At 69.6% G+C, this 20640-nt stretch carries 18 protein-coding genes; 13 read left to right on the top strand and 5 right to left on the bottom strand.

Annotation, left to right across the window (positions count from 1 at the left end):
• The 5 genes from CQ034_RS14525 (at window position 1) to CQ034_RS14505 (ending at window position 5373) form a co-directional block, all read left to right on the top strand.
• Window positions 1–513, top strand: a complete 513-nt coding sequence (locus CQ034_RS14525; protein WP_105711601.1) for a DUF3817 domain-containing protein — start codon at window positions 1–3, stop codon at window positions 511–513.
• Entirely contained in the window at window positions 510–2096 is a 1587-nt protein-coding gene (gene guaA, locus CQ034_RS14520; RefSeq protein ID WP_105711600.1) for a glutamine-hydrolyzing GMP synthase, read from the top strand. The genes CQ034_RS14525 and guaA overlap by 4 nt, the downstream gene beginning before the upstream one ends.
• A gap of 8 nt (window positions 2097–2104) precedes the next feature.
• On the top strand, window positions 2105–3490 hold the full coding sequence (locus tag CQ034_RS14515) for a glycosyltransferase (RefSeq protein WP_105711599.1): 1386 nt from the start codon (window positions 2105–2107) through the stop codon (window positions 3488–3490).
• Window positions 3491–3652: 162 nt separating this feature from the next.
• Window positions 3653–4078, top strand: a complete 426-nt coding sequence (locus CQ034_RS14510) for a YciI family protein (RefSeq protein ID WP_029262274.1) — start codon at window positions 3653–3655, stop codon at window positions 4076–4078.
• The gene (locus CQ034_RS14505) at window positions 4078–5373 is read left to right on the top strand and encodes an RNA polymerase sigma factor (protein ID WP_105711598.1); all 1296 of its coding nucleotides are present in this window, start codon (window positions 4078–4080) and stop codon (window positions 5371–5373) included. Before CQ034_RS14510 ends, CQ034_RS14505 begins: the two co-directional genes overlap by 1 nt.
• A gap of 64 nt (window positions 5374–5437) precedes the next feature.
• Here CQ034_RS14505 and CQ034_RS14500 read toward each other — a convergent pair whose 3' ends face one another.
• Together CQ034_RS14500 and CQ034_RS14495 are read right to left on the bottom strand one after the other, a co-directional pair.
• A complete protein-coding gene (locus CQ034_RS14500; RefSeq protein ID WP_017203627.1) occupies window positions 5438–5710 on the bottom strand; it encodes a GlsB/YeaQ/YmgE family stress response membrane protein in 273 nt (90 codons plus the stop codon).
• A 160-nt stretch (window positions 5711–5870) separates the two neighbouring features.
• Window positions 5871–6797 (bottom strand): Bax inhibitor-1/YccA family protein, encoded by a 927-nt coding sequence (locus CQ034_RS14495; protein WP_029262276.1) that lies wholly within the window; start codon window positions 6795–6797, stop codon window positions 5871–5873.
• Between the two features lie 89 nt (window positions 6798–6886).
• On the opposite strand from CQ034_RS14495, the gene CQ034_RS14490 reads away from it, so the two are divergent.
• The gene (locus CQ034_RS14490) at window positions 6887–7873 is read left to right on the top strand and encodes a glycerophosphodiester phosphodiesterase family protein (RefSeq protein ID WP_105711659.1); all 987 of its coding nucleotides are present in this window, start codon (window positions 6887–6889) and stop codon (window positions 7871–7873) included.
• Window positions 7874–7900: 27 nt separating this feature from the next.
• Here the strand turns inward: CQ034_RS14490 and CQ034_RS14485 are convergent, their stop codons facing one another.
• Both CQ034_RS14485 and CQ034_RS14480 read right to left on the bottom strand, forming a co-directional pair.
• Window positions 7901–8362, bottom strand: coding sequence for a hemerythrin domain-containing protein (locus CQ034_RS14485; protein ID WP_105711597.1), 462 nt, complete (start codon window positions 8360–8362; stop codon window positions 7901–7903).
• A 25-nt stretch (window positions 8363–8387) separates the two neighbouring features.
• Window positions 8388–8786: a YccF domain-containing protein gene (locus CQ034_RS14480; RefSeq protein ID WP_105711596.1), complete on the bottom strand. Its 399-nt coding sequence runs from the start codon at window positions 8784–8786 to the stop codon at window positions 8388–8390.
• 89 nt (window positions 8787–8875) lie between these two features.
• Here CQ034_RS14480 and CQ034_RS14475 point away from each other — a divergent pair, with 89 nt between their 5' ends.
• The 7 genes from CQ034_RS14475 to CQ034_RS14445 all read left to right on the top strand — a co-directional run bounded on the left by CQ034_RS14475 (window position 8876) and on the right by CQ034_RS14445 (window position 19458).
• Window positions 8876–9937: an ABC transporter ATP-binding protein gene (locus CQ034_RS14475; RefSeq protein ID WP_105711595.1), complete on the top strand. Its 1062-nt coding sequence runs from the start codon at window positions 8876–8878 to the stop codon at window positions 9935–9937.
• Window positions 9934–10953: an ABC transporter permease gene (locus CQ034_RS14470; RefSeq protein ID WP_105711594.1), complete on the top strand. Its 1020-nt coding sequence runs from the start codon at window positions 9934–9936 to the stop codon at window positions 10951–10953. Before CQ034_RS14475 ends, CQ034_RS14470 begins: the two co-directional genes overlap by 4 nt.
• 165 nt (window positions 10954–11118) lie before the next feature.
• Window positions 11119–14232: a lamin tail domain-containing protein gene (locus CQ034_RS14465; RefSeq protein ID WP_105711593.1), complete on the top strand. Its 3114-nt coding sequence runs from the start codon at window positions 11119–11121 to the stop codon at window positions 14230–14232.
• Between the two features lie 104 nt (window positions 14233–14336).
• Entirely contained in the window at window positions 14337–16811 is a 2475-nt protein-coding gene (locus CQ034_RS14460; protein ID WP_105711592.1) for an ATP-dependent helicase, read from the top strand.
• A gap of 62 nt (window positions 16812–16873) precedes the next feature.
• Window positions 16874–18013, top strand: a complete 1140-nt coding sequence (locus CQ034_RS14455) for an SseB family protein (protein WP_105711591.1) — start codon at window positions 16874–16876, stop codon at window positions 18011–18013.
• Window positions 18014–18083: 70 nt separating this feature from the next.
• On the top strand, window positions 18084–19157 hold the full coding sequence (gene ligD, locus CQ034_RS14450; RefSeq protein ID WP_105711590.1) for a non-homologous end-joining DNA ligase: 1074 nt from the start codon (window positions 18084–18086) through the stop codon (window positions 19155–19157).
• A gap of 37 nt (window positions 19158–19194) precedes the next feature.
• The gene (locus tag CQ034_RS14445; RefSeq protein WP_105711589.1) at window positions 19195–19458 is read left to right on the top strand and encodes a ribbon-helix-helix protein, CopG family; all 264 of its coding nucleotides are present in this window, start codon (window positions 19195–19197) and stop codon (window positions 19456–19458) included.
• A 100-nt stretch (window positions 19459–19558) separates the two neighbouring features.
• On the opposite strand, the gene CQ034_RS14440 is transcribed toward CQ034_RS14445, so the two are convergent.
• Window positions 19559–20602, bottom strand: coding sequence for an ATP-dependent DNA ligase (locus CQ034_RS14440; RefSeq protein WP_105711588.1), 1044 nt, complete (start codon window positions 20600–20602; stop codon window positions 19559–19561).
• Between the last annotated feature and the right edge of the window lie 38 nt (window positions 20603–20640).

Genomic DNA, 20640 nt, shown 5'->3' with positions numbered 1-20640 from the left:
ATGCCCGAACCGAAAGTCGCCAGCTTTCCGGCGATCCGCGGTGCGCTGAAGTTCTACCAGATCGCGTCGATCATCACAGGAGTCATGCTGCTCCTGCTGCTGACCGAGATGGTGCTGAAGTACACGCCGATCCACCTCGAGCTCTTCCTGGGAGGCTCCGGAGGACCGCTCTGGTTCGCCGGCGTGCTCGCCGGACCCGACTGCCAGTGGTGGTCGCTGTTCGCCCCGATGACCAACTCCTGCGAGATGACCTCGCTGGGCGACGGGTTCAACCTCTCGCTGTTCATCCTGGTGGCGCACGGCTGGTTCTACGTCGTGTACCTCTTCGCGTGCTTCCGCATGTGGGGCCTGATGCGCTGGCGCTTCCCGCGCTTCATCCTCCTCGCGCTCGGCGGTGTCATCCCGCTGCTGTCGTTCTTCATGGAGGCGGTCGTCGCCCGTGAGGTCAAGACCTATCTCGCCACCCGAGAGGCCGCCGAGGCCTCCACCCCCGCCCCGGAAGGTGTCCGTTGACCGAACAGTCCGAGACCCAGCAGCGTCCTGCGCTCGTCGTCGACTTCGGCGCGCAGTACGCGCAGCTGATCGCCCGTCGAGTCCGCGAAGCGGGTGTGTACAGCGAGATCGTGCCGCACACCGCCACGGCCGAGGAGATCGCCGCCAAGAACCCCGTCGCGATCATCCTCTCCGGCGGGCCCTCGTCCGTGTACGAAGAGGGCGCGCCGAAGCTCGACCCGGCGGTCTTCGACCTCGGCGTCCCGACGCTCGGCATCTGCTACGGCTTCCAGTACATGGCTCAGACGCTCGGCGGCGAGGTCGCGCACACCGGACTGCGCGAGTACGGCGCGACGGATGCCGCGATCTCCGGCGACGGCGGCACGCTGCTCGGCGGTCAGCCGGCGGAGCAGAACGTGTGGATGAGTCACGGTGACCAGGTCGCCACGGCGCCGGAGGGCTTCGACGTGCTCGCCACGACCGAGGCCACGAAGGTCGCGGCGTTCGCGAACGAGGAGCGCGGGTTCTACGGCGTGCAGTGGCACCCGGAGGTCAAGCACTCCGACCACGGCCAGCGCGTGATCGAGAACTTCCTGCACAAGGGTGCCGGTCTCGCCTCCGACTGGAACAGCGGCAACGTGATCGCGGAGCAGATCGAGCGCATCCGCGAGCAGGTCGGTGACGCCCGCGTCATCTCCGCTCTCTCGGGTGGGGTCGATTCCGCGGTCTCCACGGCTCTCGTGCACAAGGCGATCGGTGACCAGCTGACCGCCGTCTTCGTCGACCACGGCCTCCTCCGCAAGGGCGAGCGCGAGCAGGTCGAGAACGACTACGTCGAATCCACCGGCGTGCGTCTCATCACCGTCGACGCGGCAGAGACCTTCCTCGGCCACCTCGAGGGAGTGACCGACCCGGAGGAGAAGCGCAAGATCATCGGCCGCGAGTTCATCCGCGCGTTCGAGAAGGTGCAGCTCGACCTCGTCGCCGAGGCGAAGGCTTCGGGCGGCGCTCCGGTGAAGTTCCTCGTGCAGGGCACGCTCTACCCCGACGTCGTCGAGTCCGGCGGCGGTGCGGGCACCGCGAACATCAAGTCGCACCACAATGTGGGCGGCCTTCCCGACGACCTCGACTTCGAGCTGATCGAGCCGCTGCGCGCCCTGTTCAAGGACGAGGTGCGCGCGATCGGTCGCGAGCTCGGCATCCCCGAGGCCATCGTCGGACGTCAGCCGTTTCCGGGGCCCGGTCTCGGCATCCGGATCATCGGTGAGGTCACCGCTGACCGTCTCGAGATTCTGCGTGAGGCCGACGCCATCGCCCGTGAAGAGCTGACGAAGGCGGGTCTCGACCAGGAGATCTGGCAGTGCCCCGTCGTGCTGCTGGCCGACGTGCGCTCGGTGGGCGTGCAGGGCGACGGCCGCACCTACGGTCACCCGATCGTGCTGCGCCCCGTGTCGAGCGAAGACGCCATGACGGCGGACTGGACGCGTCTGCCGTACGACGTGCTGTCGAAGATCTCGAACCGCATCACGAACGGCGTCCGTGACGTCAACCGCGTCGTGCTCGACGTCACGTCGAAGCCGCCGGGGACGATCGAGTGGGAGTAGGGAGCGCCATGCTCCCTGATGCGGCGCCGGCTCTGCCCGACGCCGAGTACCTGGTGCTGTCCAGCCGGTTGATCCCGGGTCTGGACGGCGGGTACACGATCGCGACGCTCGCGCGCGCCCGGCAGCTGGCCGGTGCCGGCGTCGCCGAGGGGGCCGGCCCGCAGCTCCTGACGTTCGACCCGGGAACCGCGGCCGATCACGCTGCCCACCGCAGGACGTTCGCGGAACAGGGGGCGCTCACCGACCCGTCGCGGATGCGCAACCTCTTCGATGAAGCCGTCGCGCCGGATGGCGGAGCGGCAGGTTGGCTGCGCGCTGCCGCCGACGCCGCGGTGACCCCCGATCCCGACGTCGAGTACCGCGTGCTGACGGATGCCGAGGGCCGACCGTTCGCGGCGCTCCCGGTGATCCCGGGCAACCCGGACTGGCACCTCACCGAGGAACCGGTGCTCGTGTACGACGCGGCGGGCGAGGTCGTCGGCGCCCTGCACGGTTTCCGCGGGCTGTATCGAGCTTGGCTCGAGCACGTGACCGCGGCCTTCGGTGATCGCAGGATCATCGTGATCTGTGAGTCTCGCCAGCTCGGAGAGCTCATCGCGGACTGGTCGGATCCGCGGGTGCGCATCGTCCACACCATTCACACCATGCACGTCGAGGCGCCCTACACGCCGGACGCGACCATGAACACGCTCTGGACCCGGTGGTTCCGCCTTGCTGACCGGTTCGACGCCGTGATCTGGCCCACCGCCACGCAGCGTGACGACGTCGTGGCCCGGTTCGGGGATTCGGCTCTGCACGCGGTCGTGCCCAATCCGATCGCTCCCGTCGAGGGTCGGGACGACCTGCGCGAAGACGGCCTCGTCGTGGTGCTGGGCCGCCTCGCACCGGGAAAGCGCATCGATCACGCGATCCGCGCCTTCCTTGCGGCCGACGTGCCCGGTGCCCGGATGGAGATCTGGGGCGGCGGCCCGGAGCAGGAGCGCCTGCACGCTCTGATCGAGGAGCTCGACGCCGGAGACCGCGTCGTGCTCGCCGGATACACGGACTCACCCGCGACGGTTCTCGACCGGGCGTCGATCCTGGTCACCTCCACGGCCTTCGAGGGGCAGCCCCTCGGCGTGGTCGAAGCGCTGCTGCACGGCACTCCCGTGATCTCGTACGACGTGCGCTACGGCATCCGCGACGTGCTGCAGCAGGGCGGCGGTGCCCTGGTGCCGAGCGGAGACGTCGACGCGCTGGGCGACGCGATCCGTTCCCTGTTGACCGAACCCGATCGGCTCGCGGCGCTGAGCGCCGAGGCCCCGACGGTCGCTGCGGCGTGGAGCCCGGAGCGCTCGCTCGATGCCCTCACCGCCGTGATCGCTGCGGTCGCTTCCGCGCCACCGCGTCGCTGACACCCCCGCTCTCCTCGGCGCCGGAGTCGGCGTGACGAGGGGCTCCTCGCGACCGTGAAAGAAATCTCGAAGATTTCCGTCGCCGATGTCGATCCGCGGCATTCCCGTTCGACGTCTGGAATGAGAGGGTCGAGAGACGGCCCTTCGAACAAGGAGAACATCATGAAGTTCATGCTCATCATGCGCGCAGACGACACCGCCGTCGAGGCATACAAGGAGATGCCCTTCGAGCAGGTCATCGAGGCCATGGGCAAGTACAACGAGTCGATGATGAAGGCCGGCGTGCTGGTCGCGGGCGAGGGCCTGACCGATGCCGCCGAGGGTTTCGTCGTCGACTTCAGCGCCGAGAAGCCGCTCATCACCGACGGCCCCTACGGAGAGACCAAGGAGCTGTTCAACGGCTTCTGGATCCTCGAGGTCTCGTCGCGCGAGGAAGCTGCCGAATGGGCGAGCCGTGCACCCCTCGGTGCCGGATCGTTCCTCGAAGTGCGCCGGGTCACCGGCGTCGAGGACTTCCCGGCCGACAACGAGTGGATCGAGAAGGAAGCCGGCTGGCGCGAGGAGCAGGCCCAGCGCGCACAGCAGTGATGGACGGATCCGCGAACGACGAGGCCGCGCGCTCCGCCCCCGATGACGGGTCGGCGGAGCGCGCGGTCGCCGCGGTATGGCGCATCGAGTCCGCGCGCATCGTGGGGGCGCTCACCCGCATGGTCGGCGATTTCGGGCTCGCGGAGGACCTCGCCCAGGAGGCGCTGGTCGATGCGCTCCGGCAGTGGCCGGTCGAGGGGGTGCCGCGCAACGCGGGGGCCTGGCTCACGGCGGTGGCGAAGCGCAAGGCGATCGACGGATGGCGCCGCGCGGAGCGCCTGGATGCCCGGGTCGCCGCTCTCGCCCGCGACCTGGAGCGGGATCAGGCCGAGTCTCCGGACGTGCTGTGGGACCCGGATGCCGTCGACGACGACGTGCTGCGCCTGATCTTCATCGCCTGCCATCCGGTGCTGTCGAAGGAGGCGCAGGTCGCCCTGACGCTGCGGGTGGTCGGCGGCCTGTCGAGCGAGGAGATCGCCCGTGCCTTCCTCGTACCGACGGCGACCGTGCAGCAGCGCATCGTGCGGGCGAAGAAGACCCTCGCGGCGGCGAACGCGCCGTTCGAGGTGCCGCCGCGCGAGGAGCACGCCGCGCGTCTGGGCGCCATCCTCGGCGTGCTGTACCTGATCTTCAACGAGGCGCATGCGGCGAGCAGCGGCCCGGAATGGATGCGGCCCGAGCTGAGCGACGAGGCCATCCGTCTGGGCCGGGTGCTCGCGGCGCTGATGCCGCGCGAGCCCGAGGTGCACGGCCTGCTGGCGCTGATGGAGCTCACCGCGGCCCGGTTCGCCGCGCGCGTGGACCGGAACGGCGATCCCGTGCTGCTCGCCGATCAAGACCGTGGGCGGTGGGATCGCGGGCGCATCACCCGTGGTCGATCGGCGCTGGCGACGGCCGACGCGCTCGGTCGCGGTCGCGGTGCCTACTGCCTGCAGGCCGCGATCGCCGAGTGTCATGCCGTGGCGGCATCCGTCGACGACACCGACTGGGACCGCATCGTGCTCCTCTACGAGGCGCTCGGACGGATCGCCCCCTCGCCGGTGGTGGAACTCAACCGTGCCGCGGCTGTCGCGATGGCGACCGGCCCGGCATCCGCGTTGCGCATCATCGATCAGCTCTCGAGCGCGGGAGCGCTGCGCGGGTACCACCTGCTGCCCGCGACCAGGGGCGAGCTGCTGCGCCGGCTCGGCCGCGAGGAAGAGGCGCGCAGCGAGTTCGCCGTCGCCGCCGGCCTCGCGGGCAACGATCGCGAACGGTCGCTGCTCGAGCGGAAAGCCGCCGGCGCAGAGAAATGACCCGCCCCCTTCGGGAAGCGCGAGGCTGCCGAAGGGAACGGGCGTGTGGGATTTCGGGGAAGCGTCAGTCGTTGACCTTCTGACCGCGACCCGCGATCAGGCCGTAGATCAGCAGGACGATGATCGAACCGGCGATGGCGAGGAGCCAGGTGCCCAGATCCCAGAACTCGGTCAGCGGGCGGTTGAGGATCAGGCTGCCGAGCCAGCCGCCGAGCAGGGCGCCGACGACACCGAGAAGGAGGGTGATGAACCACCCGCCACCCTGCTTGCCGGGCAGGATCAGCTTGGCGATGGCCCCGGCGATCAGGCCGAGGAGAAGAAAGCCGAGAAAACTCATGGTCAGCTCCTATGTGTCGGGAGCCCCGGGGGGCCAGGGCTCGTGACACCCACACTGCCGGTCTTCGCGACCGCACGACAACCCCTTGCGCACACCTCCCCGGGTGTGCCAAAAGGCCCGCCTCCACGGGGGAGACGGGCCTTTTGAACGGTGGTTCGCGTCAGTTGTTGCCGCGGACGATCGCGATGATGCGCAGGATCTCGACGTAGAGCCACACGACCGTGACCATGATGCCGAAGGCGCCGAGCCACCCGTACTGGCGGGGAGCGCCGTTGCGGACACCCTGCTGGATCTGGTCGAAGTCGAGCACCAGCGAGTACGCGGCCATGATCACGACGAGGACGCCGATGATGACGCCGAGCGGGATGCCCATGATGGTGGCGCTGAGCATGCCGAACGCCTGATCCTGCGGCAGGACGCCGGTCCACATGAGGACGAGGTTCAGCAGCGAGAAGACCAGGTAGCCGATCATCGCGATCATGAAGATCTTGGTCGCCTTCTTCGACGCGCGGATCTTGCCGCTTGCGAAGAGGGCCAGGGTCACGCCGACGACCGAGACGGTCGCGAGGGTGGCCTGGAACACGATGCCGGGGTAGATGACCTCGAAGAACGCCGAGATGCCACCGATGAAGAGGCCTTCGAGCGCGGCGTAGGCGAAGATCAGCGCGGGGCGCACCTTCTTGCGCGAGGTGAAGGTGATGACCATCGCGAGCACGAAGCCGCCGAGCGCACCGATGATCCACGGCATCATGTTGACGGGCGCCGGGTTCTGGGGGTTGTACGGCGGAGCGTCGATCCCACCGAGCGTCCACACCCAGCCGATGGCTGCGGTGACGAGCAGGATGGCGAACAGGCCGGCGGTCTTCCAGACGGTGTCCTCGACGGACATCCGGTCGGTCTCGATCGCACCGGCAGGCGGGGCGGCGTACATGCCCTCGAGCTGCGCGTTGGCCGCGACATCCATCGCCCCGTGCTGGAGCGAGGCGTTCTGCGCGCCCTGAGCAGCCTGAGGTCCGCCCGGGTAGGTCGCGACATTGCGCGGGTCCTGCTGCTGGAAAGCAGGGTTGTTGAAAGCGAAGTTGCTCATTGGTGGGCCTCACTCCAAAGGGGGTTGTAGGTCTCTTTCCTCCACGATACTCGGGCGATGGCGCTCCAGGCGTGTTCTACGCTGAGAGCGTGCCCAGGAAATCACCCCTCGTCATCGGGCACCGCGGTGCGCCCGGCTATCGACCGGAGCACAGCCGCTCCTCCTACGAGCTCGCGCTCGCCATGGGAGTGGATGCCGTGGAACCCGACGTCGTGGCCACGAAGGACGGCGTCCTCGTCGTGCGGCATGAGAACGAGATCTCGGGCACGACCGACGTCGCCCTGCATCCGGAGTTCGCCGACCGAAAGACGACCAAGCGCGTCGACGGACAGGCGCTGACCGGTTGGTTCACCGAGGACTTCACCTGGGCGGAGCTGTCGACTCTGCGCGGGCGCGAGCGGCTGCCCGAGGTGCGGGTCTCGAGCGCGAGCTTCGACGACTCGCAGGCCATCCTCCGCCTGCGTGACGTGCTCGACATCGTGCGCGACGGTTCGACCGAGCACGGGCGGGAGATCGGCGTGGTGCTCGAGGTCAAGCACGCCACCTACTTCGCGAGCATCGGCCTCGACCTGGCTCCGCTGATCGAGCGTGAGCTGCGGGATGCGGGGTGGGCCGACGGAGAGCTGCCGCTGGTGATCGAGTGCTTCGAGTCGACGGTGCTCGGGCAGCTGCGGGAGCGCGGCGTCGCGGCGTCGTACATCTACCTGATCGAGGCGACCGGTCGCCCGTACGACCGGCTGGTGGCCGAGGGCAAGCAGGCGCTCACGTACAAGGCGACCGTCACCCCGCAGGGGCTCGACGGCCTCGTCGGACGTGTCGACGGCATCAGCGTCAACAAGAAGATGCTGCTCGACCGCGGCAACACGATCGTCGCGGATGCGCATGCGCGCGGCCTCGCGGTCTTCACGTGGACGTGCCGGCCGGAGAACGCGTTCCTGTCGCCGGAGTTCCGCGGCTCGGGAGGGCGCTCGGCGTTCGGGGACTACGAGTCGGAGTGGGGCGTCATCGCGCGCCAGGGCGTCGACGGCGTGTTCGTGGACCATCCCGATCTGGGCGTCGCGTTCTTCCGCAGCTGAGCGGAGGTGTCTTCCGGCCGCCGCGGGTCAGAGCGGACCGAGGACGGTCTTCACGTCGCCGTCGAGCGCTAGTGCGCGCAGCGGTTCGAGGATCTCGCGCTCCTCGAACCGGAAGTGCGACTCCATGATCGCGGCGATGCCGTCGAGGTGTCCGGCGATGGTGGGCGCATCATCTCCCCGCTCCGCCGCGGTGCGCAGCGAGCCGAGCAGGTGGGCGAGCATCGAGTGGTCCTGCATGAGCTTGTCGATCACGCCACCGAGTTCGGGATGCTCCGTGCGCAGCGCGGGGAAGAGCATGCGGTCCTCGGCGCCGTGGTGGCCGTCGAGAGCCGCGCAGAAGCCGATGCAGTAGAGCACGAGCTCGGACGTGGCATCGGGTGCCGAGCCGCCCTGATCGAGGGCCTCACGGGTGGCGGCGAGCGCCGCGCGCAGGCGCGAGTGCGCCGAGCGGAGCTCGTGATCCCAGGCGATCAGGCGGGCGGCATCCATCGCCCCAGTGTAGGCAGCGGCCGGGTCAGAGAGTGCGGTCGAACGCGCCGCGACGGGTGGAGACGATCTCCTTGCCGAGCGGCATGAGCGAGATCGGAACCATCTTGAAGTCGGCGATGCCCATCGGGATGCCGATGATCGTGACGCACAGCAGGATGCCGGAGACGATGTGCCCGATCGCGAGCCACCAGCCGGCGAGGACCACCCACAGGACGTTGCCGAGGAACGAGCCGACGCCGGCCGTCGGCTTGCTGATGACCTCGCGCCCGAACGGCCAGATCGCGTAGGCGGCGATACGGAACGAGGCGATCGCCCACGGGATCGTGATGATCGGGATGCACAGCAGGATGCCGGCCAGGACGTACCCGAGGAACAGGGCCCATCCGGCCAGGATGACCCAGATGATGTTGAGGATCGTGCGCATGGGGAGATTGTGTCACCCGTGCGGCTCGGTGTCTGAGCATCCGCCCCGAGGTCCCGGGCGCGCGGCGGTCCGGATGCCAGACTGACCGCATGACCGGAATCGTGGTGCAAGACGTCAGTAGAGCGTTCGGAACGGTGCAGGCGGTGCGAGGGGCCACCCTGCGAGCCGAGCCGGGCCGCGTGACCGGGCTGGTCGGGCCGAACGGGGCGGGCAAGACGACGCTGCTCCTCATGCTCGCCTCACTCCTCGCCCCGGACAGCGGGACGATCAGCATCGGCGGCGTCGACCCGTCGGTCGACCCGCTCGCGGCTCGGCGTCTGCTGGGCTGGATGCCGGACGCACTCGGCGCCTGGCCGTCGCTCACGGCGCGGGAGACCATCGTCACCACCGCCCGCCTGTACGGCATCGAGAAGCCGGACGCCGCCGCGCGGGCGCAGCAGCTGCTCACACTCGTCGGGCTTGGGGAGCTCGCGGACTCGCCCGCGAAGGTGCTGTCGCGGGGACAGAAGCAGAAGCTCGGCCTCGCCCGCGCCCTCGTGCACGACCCCCAGGTGCTGCTTCTCGACGAGCCGGCATCCGGACTCGACCCCGAGGCGCGTGTCCAACTGCGCGAGCTGCTGCGTCGCCTGGCCGCCGAGGGGCGCACGGTGCTGATCTCGAGCCACATCCTCTCGGAGTTGGAAGAGGTGGTCGACGATTCGGTCTTCCTCGTGGCCGGTGCCGTGGTGGACGCGGCTCCCCTGCAGACCTCTGTGCGCGCGTGGCGCGTGCGCCTGGCCGGCGCGACGCCGGAACGTCTGAACGCCGACACCTGGCAGGTGGCATCGAACCTCGGCCTGTCCCCGGACTCCCTCGCCACGGATCGCGGAGCGGTACTCGTCGGATTCGCGGGTGAGGATGCGGCGGCGCAGTCATTGCGCACGCTCGTCGAAGCGGGCCTGCCGGTAGCGGAGTTCGCCCCGGCGCAGAGCGATCTGGAGCACACGTTCCTCAACCTGTCGCATGCGCCGCTGCCGCAAGCCGCCGCTTTCGCCCCGCAGCATCCGGCACCGCCGGCACCCTCTTCGCCCGCTGCACCACCCGCGCCACCCGCCGCACCACCGGCGCCACCCGCCCCCGCAGCACCGACCGGAACGGAGACGGGAGCATGAGCCTCGCGAACATCGGGATCATCGCCCGACTCGAACTGACCCAGCGGCTGCGGAGCGTCGGGTGGTACGTCCTGCTGGGTGTCTTCGCGCTCATCCTGCTCGGGGTCACCGGGCTCGCCTTCGCCGTGTACTCCTGGGGCGACTTCGTCGGTGCCGGCGTCTACTCCATCGTCGTCAACATCGTGCTGCTGCTGGTCGTGCTGGTGTCGCCGACCCTCAGCGGCAACGCGATCAACGGCGACCGTGATGCGGCGACCCTTGCCGCGGTCCAGGTGACTGCGGCGTCGACCGGCGACATCATGCTCGGCAAGCTCCTCGCCGCCATCGCGACCGGCGGCGCCTTCCTGCTGGTCGCCGTGCCGTTCCTCGCCCTGTCGCTCCTGGGCGGGGGAGCGGATGCGCTCGTGCTGCTGGTCTCGCTGCTCGTGCTCGCGGTCGAGATCATCGTGGTCGCGGCCATCGGCGTCGGCCTGAGCGGGCTCATCGCCCGCCCGCTGTTCTCGGTCGCGGCGACGTATCTCGTGGTCGCCGGCCTCGTGTTCGGCACGCTCATCGCCTTCGGGCTGGGCGGCATGGCCGTGCGCAGCGAGGCGACGACATACTCGCGCCCGTACGACGCGAACGGCGCCCCCATCTGCGACGAGTGGGAGGTCGGCACCACCTACGAGGTGCCGCGATTCGACTACGTCTGGTGGGCGCTGTCGGCCAACCCGTTCGTCGTGCTCGCCGATGCGACCCCCACGGAGTTCTCGCCCGAGGGGTACCCGGTCGACCTGTTCGGCCAGATCAAGCTCGGCGTGCGCAGCGCGCAGCAGTCGCCGCTCGAACAGCGCTGGGACGAGTGCGACCCGAACGGCGGCTACCGCACGCCGGAGGAGATCATGGACTCGTCGGTGCCCAGCTGGTTCGTGGGACTCGGCGTGCAGATCGTCATCGCCGGCTCGCTGTTCGCCGGGGCATGGGCGCGTACGCGGACGCCCGCGAAGCGTCTGCCGCCGGGCACCCGCATCGCCTGAGGATGTGAGAACGGAAGGGGAACGGGAAGTCGCCACCTCCCGTTCACCTTCCGTGCACCGGAGGGATTCTTCGCGGCCACGCGGGATCGGTGGTCTGGGCTGGTACCCGACTGAGTCCGGTCGGGCCCCGCCTGGGGCCTGCCGGCCGACCCCCAGGAGTCCTCCATGCCCCGCCTGCAATCCGCAGCCGCGGTCGCGGCGGTGTGCGCACTGAGCGCCGCCGCCCTGCTCGCCACTCCCGCCGCCGCCATCGGCGCCTCTCCCGGCATCCGCCCGGCGGAGAAGGTCTCGGCCGCGCCGAGCCTCGTGCTCAACGAGATCGTCTACGACGACGCGGCGACCGGCCTCGCCGACCAGATCGAGATCTACAACGCGGGCACCGAGACGGTCGATCTCGCCGACTGGAAGGTCGCCGACGAGAAGCGCGACAGCTTCGGGGAGGCTCCGGAGGGCACGTCGCTCGCTCCCGGCGAGTTCCTCGTCCTCGTGAAGGACGTCGACTTCCCGTTCGGACTCGGCAAGGGCGACGAGGTCGTGCTCTTCGACCCGAGCGGCGCCGAGGCCGACTCCTATGCCTACGAGAACACCGCGCCGCTGTCGGTGTGGGCCCGGTGCGCCGACGGCACGGGCGAGTGGGCGCATGCCACGACGGCGACCCCCGGCGCAGCGAACGACTGCACGGTCGCTCCCGTCGCCGGCTCCATCGTGATCAACGAGGTCGACTCGCAGCCCGCCGACTGGGTCGAGTTCTACAACCCCGGAACCGAGGCGCTCGACATCTCGGGCTACGAGATCCGCGACAACTCCGACGACCACCGCTGGCAGTTCCTGGCCGGCACGCAGATCGGAGCGGGCGAGTTCCTCGTCGTCGATGAGGGCACGATCGGTCTCGTCGGAGGAGCCGAGGCCGCGTTCCGCGACCCCATCGGCATCGGCAGCGCCGACCGCATCCGCCTGTTCGACGCGGCAGCAGCGCAGATCGACGACACCCTCCCGTGGGAGGGGCACGCGGCGATCGACGGAGACTTCTCCGCCGCCACGCTCGCACGCTGCCCGGACGGTGTCGGCGCGTTCGTGCTCGCTCATTCGACGCCCGGAGCCGCCAACTCGTGCGTCATGCCCGACGTCGTGATCAACGAGATCGAGTCGAACGGCGACACCACCGACTGGGTCGAGGTCGCGAACACCGGCAGCACGGCCGTCGATCTGTCGGGCTGGAGCGTCATGGACAGCGACCCCAGCGGTCATGCGGGTGAGACCACACCGCTGCCGGCCGGCACGACGTTGCAGCCGGGCGCATACTTCGTCTTCGACCAGCCGGCGAACTTCGTCTTCGGTCTCGGCAACGGCGACACCGTGACGGTCCGCGATGCGAACGGCAACACCGTCGACGAGCACGTCTACACCGCCCACGCTGCGGGCGTGCTGGCGCGCTGCGCCGACGGCTCCGGCGACTTCGTCGATGTCGCGGTCTCGACCAAGGGGCTGCGCAACGCCTGCGGCAATCCGGTGCGCCTCAACGAGGTCGAGTCCGACGGCGGCTCGCCCGACGACTGGGTGGAGCTCGTGAACCCGACCGACGCGGCCCTCGACGTCTCGGGCATCGTGGTGAAGGACGACGACGACACCCACGCCTATTCGATCCCGGCCGGAACCCGCATCGGCGCGGGGGAGTACCTCGTGATCGAGCGCGAGCAGCTCGGCTTCGGCCTGGGCGGCGGCGACGCGGTGCGGCTGTTCGACGGCGAGCTGCTCGTCGACGAGACCAGCTGGGGCGAGGGACACGCAGCCATCACCTGGGGGCGCTGCCCCGACACGACGGGTGCCTTCGCCGCGACGACCGCGTCCTCGAAGGGCGCCGCGAACGTCTGCGCCGGCGAGGTCACCGTCTCGCCGTGGCCCGGGTCGGCCGAGGTCCGCGTGCTCGACAGCATCCCGACGTTCCTCGAGGACAGCTCGGGGCTCGACGTGCAGGAGACCGCCGACGGCGCGTTCCTCTGGGCGGTCGACAACGGCGAGGGGCGCATCTGGAAGCTCGAGGCGCACGCCGACGGCTCGGTCGAGAAGGTCGACGGCTGGGATGCGGGCAAGCGGGTCCGCTTCCAGAAGGACGCCGCGGATGCGGGTGCCGCAGGTCCGGACACCGAGGGCATCACGGTCGACGGAGACGGCTTCGTGTACGTGGCCTCGGAGCGCGACAACGGTGCCAAGGGGGTGAACCAGAACAAGGTGCTGAAGGTCGACCCGGAGGCGTCGGACGGGGACCTCGTCGCCCAGCAGGAATGGGACCTCACCGCGCTGCTGCCCTCCGTCGGGGCGAACCTCGGCATGGAGGCCGTGCAGTGGGTGCCGGATGCCGCGCTCGCCGGAAAGCTCTTCGACGACAACACCGGTGCGGCGTACAAGCCCACCGACTATGCCGGCCACGGTGACGGACTGTTCCTGGTGGCGGTCGAGGACAACGGCCACGTGTACGCCTTCGCCCTCCGCGGTGACGGGACCGCGACGCTGGTCTCGGAGGTCGCTCCCGGGCTCGCCGGCGTGATGGCTCTCGACTACGACAGCGTGCGCGGCACGCTGTGGGCCGTCTGCGACGACGGCTGTCAGGGCCGTTCGGCCGAGATCACCCTCAACGGCACCGCCCAGCCGGGCATCGTCCAGTACGCGCGTCCTGCCGGCATGCCCGACATCAACAACGAGGGCTTCGCGACCGCGCCGGCCTCGCTCTCGGTCGACGGTCAGCGTCCGGTATGGTGGTTCGCCGACGGCTTCGCCTCCGAGTCGCTGCGCACCGGCACGCTTCCGGGCGTCGACGGGGAGAACCCGGGCGGCGAGAACCCCGGTGGGGAGAACCCGGGTGGCCAGAACCCGCCGCTGCCCGGCACGGACCTGGTCGACGGCAACCGCAACGGCGTGACGGTCGATCCCGCGGTCGCCACCCGCGGTCAGAAGGTCACGGTCACCGTCGGCGCGGACGCGGCGGGAGAGGACATCGCGGTGTGGATGTACTCCGACCCGGTGCAGCTCGCGACAGGCGCGCTGTCCGCGGCAGGGGCGATCACCGTGACGGTACCGACCGATGCCGCGCTGGGTGCGCATCGGATCGCGGTGTACGACGCCGATGGAGTGTTGCTCGGCTGGGCGGACATCCGTGTCGCCGACGGAGCGGGTGGTCTGGCCGCGACCGGTGCCGAGTTCCCCGTCGCCGCGATCGCGCTGGCGCTGATGCTCCTGGTCGCGGGAGGGGTGGCGGTCCGACGCCGCACGCGCACCGTCTGAGATCGATGGGGTGCGCGGGTCGTCCCGCGCACCCCATCGCAGCCGCCTCGGCTGGGGCATCCTCGTGCCGCAGTGTCGGTGCCGACGCCTAGACTCATAAGGCCATGACCGAAGCTCCTCTCATCGTCCCCGGATCCGTCGGCCCCCGCTCCTCCGGGGCCCCGGGGCAGGACGATCTCCTCGCCGGCCTGAACCCGCAACAGCTCGAGGCCGTCACCTATCGCGGGCCCGCACTCCTCATCGTCGCGGGCGCCGGATCGGGCAAGACGAGCGTGCTCACCCGCCGCATCGCCTCGCTGCTCCGCGGGCGCGAAGCCTGGCCGAGCCAGATCCTCGCGATCACGTTCACGAACAAGGCGGCCGGCGAGATGCGGGAGCGCGTCGAAGGACTGATCGGCGACGCCGCGCGCGGCATGTGGATCTCGACGTTCCACTCCGCCTGCGTCCGCATCCTGCGCCGCGAGGCCCAGCAGTTCGGCTACACGAAGTCGTTCACGATCTATGATTCCGGCGACTCGCGCGCGCTGCTGAAGCGCCTGGTCAAGGAGCACGAGGCCGACGCCTACGGGCTCACCCCGGCATCCGTGCAGTCGCGCATCTCCAAGCTGAAGAACGAGCTGTCCGACGCCGAGTCGTATGCCCGCCAGGCCAACATGAGCGACCCGGCCGAGCGGGTCTTCGTCGAGGTCTTCGCCGATTACCAGCGGCAGTTGCAGAAAGCCAACGCCTTCGACTTCGACGACCTCATCGGCCAGACCGTCTACCTGTTCCGAGCGTTCCCGCAGGTCGCCGACACCTACCGACGCCGGTTCCGACACATCCTCGTCGACGAGTACCAGGACACGAACCACGCGCAGTACTCGCTGATCCACGAGCTCACGCGCCCCGTCTCGGGCGCCGCGGGATCGGCCCCCGACCCGTATGCCTCGAACGGCATGATGATCTTCGAGCCCGATCCCGCGCCCACGGCGGACGCCGGCGAACCGGGCGCCTCGCTCACCGTGGTCGGCGACTCCGACCAGTCGATCTACGCCTTCCGCGGCGCCGACATCCGCAACATCAGCGAGTTCGAACGTGACTTCCCGGGCGCCCGCGTGGTGCTGCTCGAGCAGAACTACCGGTCGACGCAGAACATCCTCTCCGCCGCGAACGCGGTGATCGGCAACAACTTCGACCGCAAGGACAAGAAGCTCTGGAGCGACAAGGGCGACGGCGACGCCATCATCGGCTTCACCGGCTACTCGCAGCACGACGAGGCGCAGTTCGTCGCCGACGAGGTCGAGGCGCTGCACCGTGCGGGCATGCCGTACTCCGAGATGGCCGTGTTCTACCGCACGAACTCGCAGTCCCGTGCGCTGGAAGAGATCTTCATCCGCTCCGCGGTGCCCTACAAGATCATGGGCGGCACCAAGTTCTACGACCGCGCCGAGATCAAGGACGCACTCGCCTACCTGGTCGCGGTCGCGAACCCGGCCGATGAGATGTCGGTGCGACGCATCCTGAACAAGCCGCGGCGCGGCATCGGAGATGTGACCGAGACGGCCATCGCCCGGTTCGCCGAAGACCACGGCATCAGCTTCCGCGACGCGCTGTCGATGCCGGGTCAGCTCGGGGTCGGACCGAAGATCCAGGCGGCGATCGGGCAGCTCGACGCCGTGCTCGCCGAAGCCGCCGCGATCCTGACTCCCGCCACCGGCGAGGTGCCGCCCCCCACGAGCGTGGCTGATGGTCTGGGCGTGCTGCTCGGCAAGAGCGGCTACCTCGACGCGCTGCGCGCCAGCCGCGACCCGCAGGACGAGGCCCGTGTCGAGAACCTCGACGAGTTCGTGGCCGTCGCCCGCGACTTCGCCCGCAACAACCCCGAGGGCACGATCGTCGACTTCCTCACCGAGGTCGCGCTGGTGTCCGATGCCGACGACCTCGACGACGAGTCCGGGTCGGTCTCTCTCATGACCATGCACACGGCGAAGGGCCTCGAATACGACGCCGTCTTCGTCACGGGTGTCGAGGAAGATCTGATCCCGCACCGCATCTCGGCGGGAGAGCCCGGTGGGCCGCAGGAGGAGCGACGCCTCTTCTACGTCGGCATCACACGGGCGCGCAAGCGGCTGCACCTGTCGCTCGCCATGACGAGAGCGCAGTTCGGCGAGGTCACCGTGGCGATGCCCAGCCGCTTCCTGCAGGAGATCCCGGCGAACCTCATCGACTGGCGGCAGTCGCCGGGAGATGTGAACTCCCGCGGGGGCATGCAGTCGCGGGCGCTCAACGCCCGTCGCCAGGGCGGGTTCGGCGGTTCCGGCTCCAGCGACCGGTTCGCCGTCAAGGCGCTGCCCGGTCGCGACTCCCTGAAGCCGCTGTCGACCGCGATGGACAAGTTCCCCAACCGGGTCACGGCCAAGATGCGCGACAACGGCGACCTCGAGCTCACGGCGGGCGACCGCATCCGTCACGTCGACTTCGGCGAAGGGCGGGTGGATGCCGTGACCGGCGAGGGTGCGAAGCGCATCGCCCACGTGCGGTTCGACTCGGCGGGGCAGAAGAAGCTCCTCATCAAGGTCGCGCCGATCGAGAAGATCTAGCCCGCGCCGCGCGCCGGTCACCGGCGGAGCGCGCGGGGGAATGCCGGTTAGGCTGGCTGATTATGGCCCTCTTCTCCCGCCGCAAGAAGTCCGCAGACGATGCCGTCACCCCCGCGCCCGACGCAGAGGAGACCGCGACCGGGTCGGATGCCGTGAACGCCGATCATGCCGTGACCGAGGTCGAGCAGCCCGTCGAGGCGCCGTCGATCGGCATCTCGGTGCAGGCGTTCCGTGGCGTCGGCGCCCAGGCCGGACCCGAGGTCGCGCTGCCGACCTCCGATGCGCAGCCCGAGGCAGCAGCCGCGGACCCGCGTCCGGTGCAGCCCGCTCCGCCTGCGCAGCCCGCAGCTCCCGAGGAACGGCGTCTTCCGCTCGCCTCGCCCCTGCCGCCCGAGCAGACCGAGACCGTCGCTGGGATGAAGGACAACGTGCTGCTCCGCGAGGCTCTCACCGAGATCGAGGCGGGCGCGAGCAACGACCAGCTCCTCGGTGTGATGCGTCAGGCGCTCCAGGGCCACCTCTACATCCGCGTGAACGGCGACGCGCGTGCGCAGATCAGCGAGGGAAAGCCGCTGTCGGTCGCGGTCGTGCGCGACAACGACGACCGGCAGTTCATGCTGGCGTTCAGCTCGGCCCGTGCCGTGCGCGACTCGGTGCAGCTCGAAGCCGACCCCGCCGCGACCTCTGCCGTCGCGCAGCCGGTGACGTCCGTGCTCCAGCAGGTCGTGTCCGGTGACTTCGCCGGCCTCATCGTCGACAACGCCTCCGCCCCGCATCGCGTGGTGTTCCCCACCGATCTGCTGCAGAAGACGCTCGAGCAGGCCGACGTCGACATGACCGTCAAGACGATCCTCGCCGCTCCGCGCGAGCAGGACTCGACGCTCAAGGTCGGTGAAGCGCTCGCGGTGAAGCGGATGTGGGTCGCCGTGAACGAGGGTGACGGCAGCGGCCAGGCCGGTATCGCCGAGGCGCAGACCACCGACGGGCGCCGCTTCCTGCAGCTGTTCTCCCACCCCCTCGAGGTGATCGCGCTGGGCCGCGGAGACCGACCGCTGCCGTTCGAGCCGGAGCAGCTGGCGAAGGTCCTGTCGAGCCATTCCGACATGGCGGGCGTGATCGTCGACTCCGCGGGTCCGTCGATCGTCGTCGAGCGGGATGCGCTCACCCCGGTTCTCGCGCTGGCTGTCGCCCTCGGCGACTGAACGGTACCTGAGCCGGTGGCCCCCGCGGTGCGGGGTTCCGTCGGTCGGGGCATCGCTCTAGGGTCGGAGCATGGCCTCAGAACGTGTGACCCTGACCATCGCCGACTCCGACGGAGAGCGCGATGTGGCCCTCTCGAGCCCGAACCGGGTGGTGTGGCCCGATCTCGGCATCACGAAGGCGGAGTTGGCCGAGTACGCCCAGCTCGTTGCGGTTCCCTTCCTCGCGGCCAACGGCAACCGTCCGGTGTCGCTCGAGCGCTTCCGCGACGGCGTCGGCGCGTCCGATGGACCGCCCGCCGAGGGCTTCTTCTCGAAGAACCCGCCCAAGGGGACGCCCGACTTCGTCGACGCCGTCACTGTCACGTACAACAGCGGACGTCAGCATCCGCAGATCGTGCTCAACAGGGCGAGCGCGATCGTCTGGGCTGTGCAGATGAACACGATCGTGTTCCACCCCTGGGCGTCGCTGGCGACCGACGCCGACAACCCGGTCGAACTGCGCATCGACCTCGACCCGCAGCCGGGCACGGACTTCGCGGATGCCGTGACCGCGGCGCACACGCTGCGCGAGGTGCTGCGCGAGGCGGGACTCGAGGCGTTCGCCAAGACCAGCGGCAACCGCGGTCTGCATGTCTTCGCTCCCATCGAGCCGACCCACGAGTTCCTGGATGTGCGGCACGGCGTGATCGCGGCCGGGCGCGAACTGGAGCGGCGGATGCCGGAGCAGGTCACCACGAACTGGTGGAAGGAGGAGCGCGGGGAGCGGATCTTCGTCGACTTCAACCAGGCCAACCGCGACCGGACGATGGCCGGCGCCTACAGCCCGCGCGCGCTGCCGGGGGCGACGGTCTCGACGCCGGTGCAGTGGGAGGAGCTCGACGGCTTGGATCCGCGCACGTTCACGGTGCGCAGCATCCCGAAGCGCCTCGAGGAGTTCGGTGACCCTTGGGCGACGATGCAGGCTTCTCCCGGCCGCATCGACACGCTGCTGGAGTGGTGGGAGCGCGACAGGGAGAACGGGCTGGGAGAGCTGCCGTTCCCACCGGAGTTCCCGAAGATGCCGGGGGAGCCGCCCCGCGTACAGCCGAGCAAGAAGGTCGCCGCGAACTGGGATGAAGACGGTACTCCCGCCGAGAAGGACTGACCTTGCGGGCCGGGCATTTTCGTATAACACTATTGATATGATCTCGCGCGAAACCATCAACGGCAGTCCGGTCACCGAGGAGCAGATCGCCGCGTGGTCTGCCGAAGCGGAAGCCGGATACGACGCAGAGGTTCTCAAGAAGCGCGGTCGCGGGCGGCCGGGACGCGGAGCGGCACCATCGCAAGTCGTGGCGCTGCGGCTTACTCTCGACGAGATCGCGGCGCTCGACGCCCGTGCGGAACGCGAAGGCAAAACTCGATCCGAGGTGATCCGCGACGCGTTGTCGGCTGCAGCCGTGTGAAGGTTCATCCACGCGATGCCGGCGAGGCCTCAGATGATCGCTCTGCTCCCGTGAACGGCGAAGGGTACGAGATCTCTGTAGGACCTCTCCGAACGGCCCGTCAGCGGAGGACGTCGGCGAGGTCGTAGCCCGCGACCGTGTCGAGCTGGTCGTAGGTGCAGGAGCGGGCGTCACGGTCGGGCCGCCACCGCTCGAACTGCACCGTGTGGCGGAAGCGGGCGCCCTCGAGCTGGTCGTAGCGCACCTCGAGCACCCGCTCGGGGCGCAGCCGCACGAACGAGACGTCCTTGCTGCCGCTGAACCGTGACCGCTCGCCTTCTGCGGTCAGCGCCTCGCCGCTGTCGTCGCGCTCGACGAGGGGAGCGAGCTCCTCGACGAGTTCCTGCCGCCGCACGTCACTCCAGGCGGCCACGCCGCCGACCTGCCGCAGCACCCCGTCGTCGCCGTACAGCCCGACCAGGAGCGATCCGACGCCCGAGCCGGACTTGTGGATGCGGTAGCCGAGCGCCACCACATCGGCCGTGCGGGCGTGCTTGATCTTGAACAGCGTCCGCTTCCCCGGCGCATACGGCTGGTCGAGGGGCTTGGCGACGACACCGTCGAGTCCTGCTCCTTCGAATTCGGCGAGCCAGCGGACGGCCGCGTCGCGGTCTCGAGTCGTGCGGGTGAGGTGCAGCGGATGCTCGACGCCATCCATGAGTGTCTCGAGACGGGACCGGCGGGTCTCGAAGGGCTGCGTCAACAGGTCGTCGTCGCCGAGGGCGAGCAGATCGAAGGCGATGAACATCGCCGGCGTCTCCGCCGCGAGCTTCGCGACGCGTGAGGCCGCCGGGTGGATGCGCTGGCTCAGCGCCTCCCAGTCGAGGCGCTGCGAGCCGAGTGCTCCGGTGGCGACGACGATCTCGCCGTCGAGCAGGCACGGTCCGGGCAGCAGCTCGGGGATCGCCTCGACCAGCTCGGGGAAGTAGCGGGTGAGGGGCTTCGCGCCCCGGGAGCCGATCTCCACGGTCTCGCCGTCCCAGGCGATGAGGCCGCGGAAGCCGTCCCACTTGGGTTCGAACAGGAGCCCGCCGGAGGTCTTCGCCGGATCGGGAACCGCCGGCACGGCCTTGGCGAGCATCGGCGCGGGGATCTCGTAGCGCATGCTCCCATCCTGGCCGCGGCATCTCGATTCCGGTACCC

This window comes from Microbacterium sp. MYb45 (genome assembly GCF_002979655.1).
Lineage (GTDB): Bacteria > Actinomycetota > Actinomycetes > Actinomycetales > Microbacteriaceae > Microbacterium.
The sequence above is the reverse complement of the archived record's forward strand: the minus strand, read 5'-3'. Positions and strand labels throughout refer to the sequence as shown.